This window comes from Leptonema illini DSM 21528 (genome assembly GCF_000243335.1).
Taxonomy (GTDB): Bacteria; Spirochaetota; Leptospiria; order Leptospirales; family Leptonemataceae; genus Leptonema; species Leptonema illini.
Genome location: NZ_JH597775.1, coordinates 1 through 11,678 on the forward strand (window position 1 = coordinate 1; position 11,678 = coordinate 11,678).

General features: G+C 55.3%; 13 protein-coding genes. 6 read left to right on the forward strand and 7 right to left on the reverse strand.

Going from position 1 to position 11,678, the window contains the following annotated elements:
• Positions 1 to 188 precede the first annotated feature (188 nt).
• From LEPIL_RS20460 to LEPIL_RS23835, 4 genes are all read right to left on the reverse strand, one after another.
• Positions 189 to 689, reverse strand: a complete 501-nt coding sequence (locus LEPIL_RS20460) for a DinB family protein (RefSeq protein WP_002775662.1) — start codon at positions 687 to 689, stop codon at positions 189 to 191.
• Positions 690 to 783: 94 nt separating this feature from the next.
• Positions 784 to 1,239 carry an acyl-CoA thioesterase gene (locus LEPIL_RS20465; RefSeq protein WP_211208706.1) on the reverse strand — a complete coding sequence of 152 codons (456 nt, stop codon included), beginning with the start codon at positions 1,237 to 1,239 and terminating at the stop codon, positions 784 to 786.
• A gap of 12 nt (positions 1,240 to 1,251) precedes the next feature.
• Positions 1,252 to 1,728: an SRPBCC family protein gene (locus LEPIL_RS20470; RefSeq protein WP_343287602.1), complete on the reverse strand. Its 477-nt coding sequence runs from the start codon at positions 1,726 to 1,728 to the stop codon at positions 1,252 to 1,254.
• Positions 1,729 to 1,809: 81 nt separating this feature from the next.
• Positions 1,810 to 1,950, reverse strand: a complete 141-nt coding sequence (locus tag LEPIL_RS23835) for a hypothetical protein (RefSeq protein WP_211208707.1) — start codon at positions 1,948 to 1,950, stop codon at positions 1,810 to 1,812.
• A gap of 332 nt (positions 1,951 to 2,282) precedes the next feature.
• On the opposite strand from LEPIL_RS23835, the gene htpG reads away from it, so the two are divergent.
• The gene (gene htpG / locus LEPIL_RS20475) at positions 2,283 to 4,136 is read left to right on the forward strand and encodes a molecular chaperone HtpG (RefSeq protein ID WP_002775666.1); all 1,854 of its coding nucleotides are present in this window, start codon (positions 2,283 to 2,285) and stop codon (positions 4,134 to 4,136) included.
• Between the two features lie 193 nt (positions 4,137 to 4,329).
• Positions 4,330 to 5,133 carry a M48 family metallopeptidase gene (locus LEPIL_RS20480; protein WP_002775667.1) on the forward strand — a complete coding sequence of 268 codons (804 nt, stop codon included), beginning with the start codon at positions 4,330 to 4,332 and terminating at the stop codon, positions 5,131 to 5,133.
• A gap of 104 nt (positions 5,134 to 5,237) precedes the next feature.
• Here the strand turns inward: LEPIL_RS20480 and LEPIL_RS20485 are convergent, their stop codons facing one another.
• On the reverse strand, positions 5,238 to 5,729 hold the full coding sequence (locus tag LEPIL_RS20485) for a GbsR/MarR family transcriptional regulator (RefSeq protein WP_040920872.1): 492 nt from the start codon (positions 5,727 to 5,729) through the stop codon (positions 5,238 to 5,240).
• A 164-nt stretch (positions 5,730 to 5,893) separates the two neighbouring features.
• Between LEPIL_RS20485 and LEPIL_RS20490 the strand changes: the two genes are divergently transcribed.
• Positions 5,894 to 7,216 (forward strand): adenylate/guanylate cyclase domain-containing response regulator, encoded by a 1,323-nt coding sequence (locus LEPIL_RS20490; RefSeq protein WP_002775671.1) that lies wholly within the window; start codon positions 5,894 to 5,896, stop codon positions 7,214 to 7,216.
• 26 nt (positions 7,217 to 7,242) lie between these two features.
• Here LEPIL_RS20490 and LEPIL_RS20495 read toward each other — a convergent pair whose 3' ends face one another.
• Positions 7,243 to 8,091 (reverse strand): HDOD domain-containing protein, encoded by an 849-nt coding sequence (locus tag LEPIL_RS20495; RefSeq protein ID WP_002775672.1) that lies wholly within the window; start codon positions 8,089 to 8,091, stop codon positions 7,243 to 7,245.
• 235 nt (positions 8,092 to 8,326) lie between these two features.
• Here LEPIL_RS20495 and LEPIL_RS20500 point away from each other — a divergent pair, with 235 nt between their 5' ends.
• Together LEPIL_RS20500 and LEPIL_RS20505 are read left to right on the forward strand one after the other, a co-directional pair.
• Entirely contained in the window at positions 8,327 to 9,313 is a 987-nt protein-coding gene (locus LEPIL_RS20500; RefSeq protein ID WP_002775673.1) for a sirohydrochlorin chelatase, read from the forward strand.
• The gene (locus tag LEPIL_RS20505) at positions 9,310 to 9,870 is read left to right on the forward strand and encodes a PepSY-associated TM helix domain-containing protein (RefSeq protein WP_002775674.1); all 561 of its coding nucleotides are present in this window, start codon (positions 9,310 to 9,312) and stop codon (positions 9,868 to 9,870) included. The genes LEPIL_RS20500 and LEPIL_RS20505 overlap by 4 nt, the downstream gene beginning before the upstream one ends.
• A gap of 388 nt (positions 9,871 to 10,258) precedes the next feature.
• Here LEPIL_RS20505 and LEPIL_RS20510 read toward each other — a convergent pair whose 3' ends face one another.
• On the reverse strand, positions 10,259 to 11,200 hold the full coding sequence (locus tag LEPIL_RS20510; protein WP_143464602.1) for a hypothetical protein: 942 nt from the start codon (positions 11,198 to 11,200) through the stop codon (positions 10,259 to 10,261).
• A gap of 143 nt (positions 11,201 to 11,343) precedes the next feature.
• Here LEPIL_RS20510 and LEPIL_RS20520 point away from each other — a divergent pair, with 143 nt between their 5' ends.
• The gene (locus LEPIL_RS20520) at positions 11,344 to 11,670 is read left to right on the forward strand and encodes a hypothetical protein (protein WP_002775676.1); all 327 of its coding nucleotides are present in this window, start codon (positions 11,344 to 11,346) and stop codon (positions 11,668 to 11,670) included.
• Positions 11,671 to 11,678: the final 8 nt, after the last annotated feature.

Here is an 11,678-nt window from a genome sequence, read left to right on the forward strand (position 1 = left end):
CCGGGTTAAACGGTCAAGGCCGCAGACAGACCAGGTGCTCCGATGGGTCGGTAGTCTCCTGCTATCACAGGAGGAACAATTCCGTAAGGTGCGGTCATACACTCATATCCATGAGTTCTTAAACACCTTCCTGGATAAAAAGATTGACGAGCGGATCTCGGCATAGGATGCATTCAGTGGGTCCCGCCTCAAAGTCTAACTATCACTGGGACATAGTCACGATAGGCCCCTTGCAGCTGAAGTCGCGTAACATAGACGATCTCCTGCTCATGGCCGCGCAGATGCGAGATGCTGTTATAGAGGGCCCCCATTACCGAGACTTCATAGCCCTGGACGCGAAGGGCGTCGAGCAGGCGGCCGGAATCAAAGGCCCTGAGGATGGCTACGGCTTCCTCGGTGACGGATACAAAACGATCTCGCAGTTCGGTAAGCGACGTTGCATCACGCCGGGCGAATTCCTCTGCTCGCCGGCGCATGTCGGGCTGGCCTGTTAACGGTGCGATGATCCACTGCGTCATATTGCCGCAGAGATGCAGCAGGATGTTGGCGATGCTGTTCGCCTCGTCGAAGGGACGCCACCAGGCCTGTTCGTCGCGCAGTTGCGAGAGGCAGTGAAGGATATGATCCCTGGCCCCTTCGATATTGACGACGGATTCATGTAAAAAGGCATCGGCGGCGTTTGCTGTCATGATAATGGTTCCTCGATTCTCAGAGTCCAGAAATGCGTTCAGTTCTGCTCGAAGCGCAGGTTGAGCTTGACCTTCGTAGCCGGCATGCCAGCCATCACGACTGAACCGCAGTTTCCGGTGCAACGAATGAAGCGGCCTTTCTCGCAATTTCCGACGGGAAGGCGCAGGATTTCCTCAACATTGTGTCGATATGCACACCTTTAATCGTTGTTCTGGCGGCAAGCTCTTCAGTTCCGTCATTCCACATTTCGTGGATGAACCTTATACTTTTTTCGTTAACCTCGATGATCCTGGATTTAACGGTCACCACATCGCCCGATTGAAGCTCCTGTAAGTATGAAATATGCTGATCAACAGCGGCCATGCCGCGCTTGTTGTCTCTAAGAAACGAAGGCGTTAGTCCGATTGCGCTGAATAGCTGCCATGTTGATTCGTCAAATTTCCCCACATACCACATTACGTTCATGTGTCCGATATGATCGCAATGCCACGGATAGATTGTGCCACGGTATGTGATGATTGCTTGAGGCATGGATTGTTCTCTCGTCATGGTATTTTCAGTTCAGGATCGGCTGCCTCTTCCCTCAAGCTTCTCCTTCAGTTTTGACAGTCCGGCCCGTGCTCTTTTTGTCATGACGCTTTTAGCCAGTGGAAGGATGGTGAACTTTGCGATAGGGCTTCTGTTACGACTGAGCATGCGCCAGGTAACCTGACAGGCATCGGGGCCCGTGCTGTTAAAGAGGATCTCCATACGTGGCAGAAGAGGAGGGAATGCGCCTTCGGTGACAAAGAGTTGATCCTGCCGGGATTCTACGACCGTCAGCGTGATTTTTCGGATACGGCGAACGGGAACGGAAACAGTTTCCAGGTATTGCTTGCCCACCTGCCCATGATTCAACTGATCGATGGATTCGATAGAGAGCACAGCGGGAAACCACTCCGCGAATCTTTCCATATTCGTGGCAAAGGCGAACGCTCTGGATACGGAGCACGAGATATCGACCTTTGATTCTGCGAGTAGATGCATCGGCATGTCCATTGATCAAGCATAAAGAACGCGGGCTGGTGGCCTTAATAAGGCCTTCGAATCAAAAAGGTCAAGAGAAATTCTGTGCGAACGTCAATCCAGCCCGATGCGCAGGCCGAGCGTGGTCTTCATGGCAATCATCGCTTCGGCGTTTCCAAGTGCGTCGTCGACAGCGCCCAGCTCGATCATTGAATAGTCTCCTGGAATAGGGCCGTCGGCCTCAATATCAACCATTATATGGCTCATGGGTAACTCAAGAGACCATACAGGCCCCGTTCATCCTGTCCCTATCGCTTATCATGTCAATAAAAACTTTCGCGCCGCCGCCACGGACACCAAATCCTCCACCCCGAGTACCTTCGCCCTCCATTCACCGGCCACCCCTCCCCGCCTAACGTCCGGCTTCACAACCCTCCTCTTCTCTGACTTCCTCCGTGCCTCCGTGGTGTACCGGTTTTCTCCGCCCTCACATCCGCCACACCAATCCGGCTTGACAGCACGGCCAGCGTCTCTGCATATCGTACACAGCTGTTTCCGTCTGCGAAACGCTATATCCGGAGGAAAGCATGGCAACACTTGAAAAGGGCAAACTGTCGATTCATACCGAGAACATCCTTCCCGTCATCAAAAAGTGGCTCTACTCTGAGAACGAGATCTTCGTGCGCGAGCTGATCTCAAACGCACAGGATGCGATCGAGAAGCTGCGCAAGGTCTCGATGAGCGAAGACGTCTTCGAGCCCGAGATGATGGACTTTGCCGTCGATGTGCGCGTCGATACCGAGAAGGGCGTACTGGAATTCGAGGATAACGGCATCGGCATGACGGCCGATGAGGTGCGCAAATATATCACGCAGATCGCCTTCTCGGGCGCTGAAGAGTTTGCGAAGCAATATTTACAGGGCGATCAGGCCAAATCCGACATCATCGGCCACTTCGGCCTGGGCTTCTATTCAAGTTTCATGGTGGCCTCCAAAGTCGAAATCGAGAGCCGCTCGTATAAGATGGATGCCGAGCCCGTCTTCTGGTCATCGGACGGAGGAGAAGAGTTCGAGATCGGACCGGGCGCAAAAGAGCACCGCGGCACGATCATCCGGCTGTATCTGCAAGAAGAGTTCAAGGCGGAGTATCTCGATCTTGCAAAGGTTCAGGGCCTTGTGCGTCGCTTCTGCGACTTCCTGCCTGTTAAGATCAACGTAAACGGCGAGCAGGTCAACCGTCAGCAGCCGCTGTGGACGAAGATGCCGTCTTCTCTCAAGAAAGAGGATTATAACGACTTCTACAAGTATATGTTCCCCTTTCAGGAAGATCCGCTCTTCTATATCCATCTGAACGTCGATTATCCGTTCCGCCTGCAGGGCATTCTGTATTTCCCGAAGCTGGCGCATGAGATGGATCTGAACCGATCCGAGGTGAAGCTTTTCTGCAAGCAGGTCTTCGTAACCGACGAGGCATCCGAGGTTATACCGAAGTTCCTCACGGTGCTTCAGGGCGTGATCGACCTGCCCGAGCTTCCGCTTAACGTTTCGCGTTCCTATATTCAGAACGATCCCGAGGTGAAGAAGATCGCCTCGCATATCGTGAAGAAGGTCGCCGATCGTCTTGTCGAAGAGTTCAAGAAGAACCGCGAAGAATACGAGAAGATCTGGCCCGAGATCGCTCCCTTTGTGAAATACGGCATGCTCTCTGACGAGAAATTCTACGAGCAGGCACAGGGCGCTCTTCTTCTGCGTCGCGTAGTCGATGCCGACCATGAAGGCCCGTCGTTCTTGACGATCGACGAATACAAGGATCGCAATAAAGACAGAGCAGGGGAGCGCGTCTTCTACGCCTCCGACGCGAAAACGCAGGGGCCGGCCATCCGCCTTTTACAGAAGCAGGGCATTGATGTCGTACTTTTCGATACGATGATCGACTCGCATTTCAGCTCGCAGCTTGAGATGAAGGCAGGCGAGGTTCGCTTTGTGCGCGTCGACGCGGAGCTATCGGAGCATGCGGTCGAGTCCTCTTCAGAGATCGTCGATGGCGATGCGAAGAGCGTGCGCGAACGCGTCGAAGAGCTCTTTCGCAAGGCCCTGCCCGATACGAAGATCACGCTGCGCGTCGAGAATCTGAAAAGCGATGAGATCCCCGCTATGATCCTTCTGCCCGAGACGATGCGTCGCATGAGCGAGATGGCCGTGCTGTGGGGGCAGGAAGGCGGCAAGTTTCCCGAGCATCATACGCTTCTTGTGAATCTGAAGAATCCGCTGATTCAGAAGATGGCAACGCCCTCTCTTGTCGGCGGCGACGGTGATGCGAAGAAGATCGAGCTGGCCTCGCAGATCTATCGCACGGCGCGCCTGTCGCAGGGCGCCTTGAGCCCTGAAGAGATGCAGGCAGCCGCTCTGGATCTCTTTCGATTCTTCGAGAAGGTTCTTTAAATAGAGTGGGGCTGGCAGGCGCCTGTCAGTCTTTGCAACGCTCTCAGTTTTCGCTTGCCCTATCAGCCGAAGCTGATAGTATCGAACCCTGGCGCGGGACTTCAGAGGCTCGGCTTCAGAAGTCCCCCTCAAGCACGGCGCCTCTGTTCGTGTTTGAGACATGTTCTAAGATAAAAGTGACCTGGAGGTCTGCATGTTTTTCGATACACGTTTTACAAAGAAAGTTGCGCGAAGCGGATTTGTTCTCTCGCTTCTCCTGGCCTTTTCTCTCACGGGTTGTGAATCCGCTCAGATGCTTTATGGTCTGGACGACTCTAAAATGAACGAGATGGGTGCCGATGCCTTCAATAAGATTAAATCCGAAACCCCCATCGAGACGAATGCTGCAACGAACAAATACGTGAAATGCGTGGCCAATGCTCTGCTGGCCGTTCATAAAGATGATACGGGCGTCGGTGCGTGGGAGGTTGTCGTTTTCCGCTCCAACGAGATCAATGCCTTTGCACTTCCAGGCGGTAAGATCGGCGTTTATACGGGACTGCTTGCCGTCGCCACCACGCAGGATCAGCTTGCCGCCGTTATGGGGCATGAGATCGCTCACGTGGCAAAGCGTCACGGAAAGCAGCGCGTGCAGCAGCAGGTTGTTGCCACCGGTGGATTGCAGGTTCTTGAAGGCATCATAGGCGATAATCCGACACTGATGAGCGCCATCGGAGCGGGTACGCAGTACGGCGTGCTTCTTCCGTTCTCGCGTGCCCATGAGTCCGAGGCCGATCTGGTCGGTCTTGATATGATGGCCCGTGCCGGCTTTAACCCGCAGGGGGCCGTGCAGCTCTGGCAGAACATGAGCAAGGCCGGCGGCTCAAAAGGCCCTGAGCTTCTCTCAACGCATCCGTCAAGCGATACGCGCATTAAAGATCTGAATGCAAAGATGGTCAATGCAACGGCTACTTATATGGCTGTCCGTCAGTCGGGAAGAGCGCCGACCTGCAAGTAATTCGCCAGCGACAGGGCTGAAGATCAGTGGAAGGGTCGCCTCAGGGGCGGCCCTTCTGCGTTTGAGGGAGAGCCGGCCGACGCTCGTAGCATCTCGGTATGTGCTTAAACCTTGCGGCGATTCCAGCGTTCTTTTAAAGCGGGGATTTCCTGTTCCAGCCAGTTGTAAAAATCGATCATCTGTTCGAGGCTTTCGCGTCCCGGCCTGTTTGCGGGCGGAACCATCGGGCGTCCTTTTTCAAGCAGTTTACGAAATACGGGGATGAGAGCAAGCTGGCGTTCCATAACGAGATCGAAGGACCAGGATTTCATGCGGAAGTAATCTTTGCGATCGCCCGGCCGGGCCACCCTTTCGATCAGGCCTGATTGCAGAAGCAGGCGGGTCATGGTGCTCACCGAGGCCTTGCTCGCCTGTAGCTCTTCGGTGATCTCGGCCGAAGAAAGCATCGGCTGTTCGGCGACAAGGAGCAGCCCGAAGATGCGGCCTGCCATTCGTGGATGACCTGTATCCTCAAAGAGGATGCCGATCTCTTCAATAAACTCACGACGATCGTATTCGCTCTCCGCATTCCGCTTCGATTTTTTAGCCTGCTTCAATCCTGTTCTCCATGAACAAACCGTCGTTTGAGTTGAGAATGATACCTGGCGGCATTTCCCATATTTAAGAAGCAGAATCACGGGAAAATTCCACGTCAAGAAGAATCCGATTGACGGGTCGGCGACCTGTTTCGAGAATTCGTGCATGCAGAGAAGGAGCGAGCATGGCCTCAGATAACCTGGACCTTGAAGATCTCTTAAACGAGGATTTCAGCTCCGGCCCCTCTACAAAGACGGGTGAGACGCCGTCGGAGCTCGTTCAGGTCTATGAGCAGGATGCCCTTAACGTTCTCGTCGCCGATCCTGAAGACTCCTGGGGTCGCCGACTTGAGAATCTGCTGCGGCGATGGTTCGGTGAGTTCATCAGCGTGTCGAGGGTAAACACCGTCGTCGGCCTCACCGATCGCCTGAAACAGTTGAACATCGACGCCATCGTCACCGAGGTCGAATGGCCCGAGAAAGACTCCTCGCTTTTTGTCGACGAGCTGATGGCGCAGCCCGGCATCTCAGAGATTCCCGTCGTCGTATTCTCTGAAATGGATGACGAGATGTTTCGCGTCTACGCCTTCCGCTCGGGCGTGATGGACTACTTCCCTAAAACAAGGCCCGACCTCTTTCAGGTTGAGTTTCGCCTGCGAAACCTCTTTCGCATGCAGTTCCATAACAAGATCCTCTACAGGCAGATCGACGAATCGCTGCATCGCTATCAGAAGAACCGCGGCCTTTCTGAAGAAGAGATCAAGGATCTTCGCGAACTCGTTCAGGTGATGAAAGACGAGCTCGATCGCGAGTATCAGAATAAAACGCGGCTCGAAGAAGAAAAGAAGAAGATCCAGAACGTCTTCGGTCTTTATGTCGATCCGACTATCATCAACGGCGTCATGAGCGGCGACATCTCCCTCGAACTGAAAGGAGTCGAACAGGACGTCAGCGTGCTTTTTTCTGACATCCGGGGTTATACGACGATGGCCGAGAGCATGGATCCGCAGTCCATCGTTTCGTTCCTGAACGAATACTTTACGTCGATGACCGAGGTTCTTCTCGGTTACGAAGCCCTGATCGACAAATACATCGGCGACGCCATCATGGCCGTGTTCGGCGCTCCGATCGGTCGACCCGATCATCGCGATAATGCCATGCAGGCGGCGATGGAGATGCAGAGCGTTTTCGAACTCTGGCGCGGCAACTGGGAAAAGAACTACGGCATCTCGCCCCATATCGGTATCGGCATCGCCTCGGGGCCGGCCACTCTCGGCAACTTCGGATCATTCCAGAAGCTATCGTACACGGCCATCGGCGATACGGTGAATACGGCCGCCCGTCTGGAGTCCGTGGCCGGGCCTGGAGAGGTGGCCGTGAATCACAATCTGTACGAAGGCCTTGATCCGGCCGTGCGCGATAAGTTTGTTTTTGAAGAGCAGCCGCCGGTTACGCTGAAAGGAAAAAGCGTGCCCGTCCGCGTCTGGAAGGTGAAAGAGCAGAGCTGAGAAATCCGGGCTGCTCGTTTCGCTTTTTACAGAGTGAGCGAGAACTTGAAAAGCTCGTCGTTCTCGATAACCTGCTTGATCTTCGCGAAGAAGGCGTCGTCGGCCTTGAAATCCATATCGGCCATCACGGCCAGCATATCGGATTCATGCTTCGGCGTAAAAGATCCGAAGCCGACCTTGCGCACGGCGAGATCGGCAAAGGTCAGATAGGTTCCCATCGGAGTGCGCTTCTCGGCGTCGAGATGACGGTCGGCGATGATACGCACGACGACGTCGGGCAGCTTCCACATGCGTGCCGCGGCGACGCCCATCGCCGCGTGGTCGACGGAGAAGTGTTTGACCTCGATCTCGCGAATATCGCCGCCCGATTCCAGAAACTCGTTCAGCACTTCGATGTATTTCTTGCGATCAATCGTATTGAGAATGATCTTGCCCAGGTCTTGCAGAAGGCCGCCGACAAGGGCCATGTCGGGTTCTTTCAGCCCCGTCACCTTCTCGCATTCGTTGGCTCCGAATACGCCCGTCGCAATAGAATGAAACCAGACCTCGTCGCGGAACTTGCGATAGTTACCCTGCTGAAAGATCGAATCGCTCATGGCGACAAAGATCATCGAGCGCACGATGCGAAAGCCGAGCCGTACGATGACGTCGCGCAGAGAGGTGATGCGATTGCCGCGGTTATAAAACGGGGAGTTAGCCAGCTTGAGAAGGCGCGTCGTAAGGATCTGATCGGACTGCACCATGTTCGCCATCTCTTTAAACGACATCTCGTTGTCGTCGGGCAACGATACGACCTGGATCAGTACGGGCGGGATGATAGTCAGATCCTTGATCTGATCCAGGTATTCCTGAAGCTTCTCTCGTGATACAGGCATAGTCTCTCTCTGTGCGTTGCAGTTTCTGGCAGCCCTTCGTTTATTCCTAAACAGGGGCTCCGGTCATTATCTTTTTTTGTGACGGAAGACCGCCGCGTTTTCTATTGATTTTCGCGACCGTCTCAGGCAGGCAAGAGGTTCCCGGTTTTTCTCTGGACAATTTGCTGAATCGAAGGAGTATGGTATAAATGATTCTGAGTCTCAATATCGCCAATAGGTGCGAACGGGAGGAGATATGAACGAGAGAAAAAGACCTTCATGGGCCGGGATCGCAACCCCGCTGCTTCTTTTGCTCATGGTTGCGCTGGCCGAATGCAAGCCCACCGAAGCCGGTAAAACGGATGCAGGGGAGCGTCGCATCGGCGTTTTGCTTGTAAACCACGGCTCGCGCTCGGCCACCTGGCGTAATGAGCTTCTGCGCCTCGAAGAGAACGTGCGCCCCCAGATTATGGCGCAATCCGGCGTTGTCGCTCTGACGACGGCCTTCATGGAGTACACGGAGCCTTCTATCGCCACACGCCTCAAAGAGTTTGACGCACAGGGCATCACCGACGTCGTCCTGGTTCCGGTGTTTCTTACCGTGAGCTCGCACTCCTTCGACGATATTCCGACCATCATCGGACAGAAGGATGATCCGCATTCGCGCGAGCACATGCGTCTTGAAAAGATGGAGCGTTATACGCCGAAGGCGCGCGTCCAGATCACGCCGCTTCTTGACTTCCGCAATATCTTGCAGGAGAACATGCTGCGTCGCGTGAAGTCGATGTCGTCGAATCCGTCCGAAGAAGGACTGACGCTCATCGCCTACGGCGACGAAACCTACGAGAAGGAATGGGGCGAGCTGATGAAAAACGTCGCCGATCATGTGAAAAAGAATACGGGAATTGACACCTATTCTTATGGATGGTGCGGGCATCTCGTTCACTATGATCCGCAGAAGACGACGACGGCCATCGAAGAGGTCCTCGCGAAAAAGAAGAAATCCCTTGTGCTTCCCGTCCTTGTCGCCCATGACGAGATGTTTCAGGTGAAGATCATCGGCGACGGTATCAAGAAAGTAAAGGATAACGGATCCCGCGTCGTCTATCGCGCCGACGCCATCCTGCCAGATCCAGGCCTTGAGAAGTGGGTCGTCGACATCACGGCCGAATATACGAAAAAGGCCCTGGCAGCCGCCGACTCTGAGATCGCATCGACGGAAAAGGAGAATGGTGGACGGTGAAAGGCTGGCGTTCGTATAACCTTGCAATCCATCGCGACCTGGGGTACTTCTTCTCGTCGCTGACGATCGTCTACTGTCTGTCGGGACTGGCGCTTAACCATATCAACGAATGGAATCCGGATTTCATCGTGCATAAAGAAGAGATCCGGGTCGAGCCTCGCCCGGCCGAAGCCTTTCGCCTGACGCAGGACGAGGTACTTGCGCTTGACGAGCGCATCGGCGAGGCCCGGCATCGGGCCTTTGATTATCCGACCGCCGATCAGGTGAAGATCTACTACGAGAACGGATCGCTGCATCTGAATCTGGCAAGCGGAGTGGGCCTTTATGAAAAGCTGCGCCGCCGGCCCATCTTCTATGAATCGAACGTGCTTCACCGTAACAGCGTTCCCGGATGGAAATGGGCGGCCGACATCTTCGCCATCGCGTTGATCATCATCAACGTCACCGGCCTTCTCGTCCTCCGCGGACGCTACGGCCTCACAGGTCGCGGCAAGTGGCTCATCGCCGCCGGCGCCGTCGGTCCCGCCGGAGCGCTGATCTATCATGCGTTAACCTAGGCCCGCTCACTCCCCCTGTGTGCGCCGATTGACGCCTCCGTGCGTCAATCGGCGCCGCTTCGCACTCCTGCTACGCTACACACGGGGAGTGAGCGGGCTGGAATGAAAGCCAATGGAATACCGGCAAGACAGAGGGAATCTTATCCTACCAAAGCCGGCTGGATCTGCCCGTTTCAGCAATTCCGTTCCGTCGGGGCGCGCTCGAACCAGGCCTGATGCTCAGTCCTGTATATCATTCCCGTCCCGCACGCATCCATCCGAACCCCGCCTGGCACTCAACCGTGCAAACCCTTCCCGTCCGACCCGCACCCACCTGAATGCCGGGCCTGGTGCTCACCACATCAACAAAGCACCACCCGCACGGCTGAAGGTGCGGTGCGGGTCGGACTTAGTCGAAAAGCCCTATCGGTACTCTTGTCGTCATGGTTCCGGCAACGGGTGCCTTCTTGGCTGCGTTCTGCACAAGGACGAAGTCGTCGACGACGTGTAAAACGCGGGCCTGTGTGGTGCTTCTGTCGTCGGCGAAGAGCGTAATGGTGTCGCCGGGTCGCAGATGCCGCCCTGCATCGTAGCCGAAATAAACGGCTCCGTCGTCTGAGGTGAGTATGCCACCGGGATGCGTTTCGTCGCCGTACTTTGCCTGCGGAGTTTCAACCGGCAGATCACCGTGCGCGACGTCGGGGGCGGCGAGGCGCTGGCCGGCCCAGACGAGCTTGCCGGCAACGACAGGATGTGAGGCAAGAGGCTTAAAGCGATGCAGATACAGCCAGTCCGAGTCTTCGGTCTCGGCGGTGATTTCGGGAATCTTTTCAAGCGTTCCATCTGCTGAGATACGCAGCTGAAACAGAAGATGATCGCACGTCCAGCCGTCCAGGGGCACCATACGATCGATGAAGTCCTTTTTGCCGTAGATGCGACAGCGCTCGGTGTAGAGTCGCAGGACGTCGCCCGTGCGTCTGACGATGCCTTCGTACTGCTTGAGGCGAAGCGAGCCAACTCTGTTACGAGCGACGATGCGCAGAGAAAAGGTGACTCTATGACGCAGAGGCGATTTGCGCATGAGCACCAGCTCGCCGAGTCGCAGATCGCGCCAGCCGCCGTTGCCTGCCTGAAACGAAAAAGTAGAGATGCCCACTCCTGTTCCGACGCCTGGAAGTATAAAGGGGCTCTCTGCCTCTGGCTTTAGAACGGGGCCGGGTACGCTGCAGGCAGCAAGAGCGAACGCAAAGAGAAGAGCGGCCAGCTTTGTCGCCATGCCGTTCCCGTGCATCGGGCCTGCGACGGCTCCGGAGTCTCTTGCAGATAGTGAGGCTAATAAGGCGGATGACATCATTGCGAGCACGCTGAGAGGGCGAGCTTTCGCGATTCCTGAGATGGGGCAACAAAAAACGGGCGCCGGAGCGCGGCTCAGAAAAAAGTGTTGCCTGCTAAAAATCCTTGCCTGTATTCCGGGCAGGGATAGCATGCAGGAAGATGCAGCTATCTACCCTTTGCCTTCTTTTCCCAGTGATGCTTCTGAGCTGTGTCGCTCCTGAGCCGGCTCGACCGAACGGCCCCGCTTCGCCCGACCCGAAGGCGTCCGTTACGAAAGAAGCGCCCGAGGCCGACCTCGTCGACTGCAACTACTACTGGCCGGCGCGTCGTCGGCATGTCTGCATTAAAGATATGCCCGTAACGGAATGCGAGGATCTTTTCTTCATGGCCGGATTTCAGCGCGAAAAAGAATGCGTTTGTGACGCGACCGGTCGCGAGAAGAACCGCATCGATGGCGGCGGTTATATACAGTATGACTGCGAATAACGAACTTT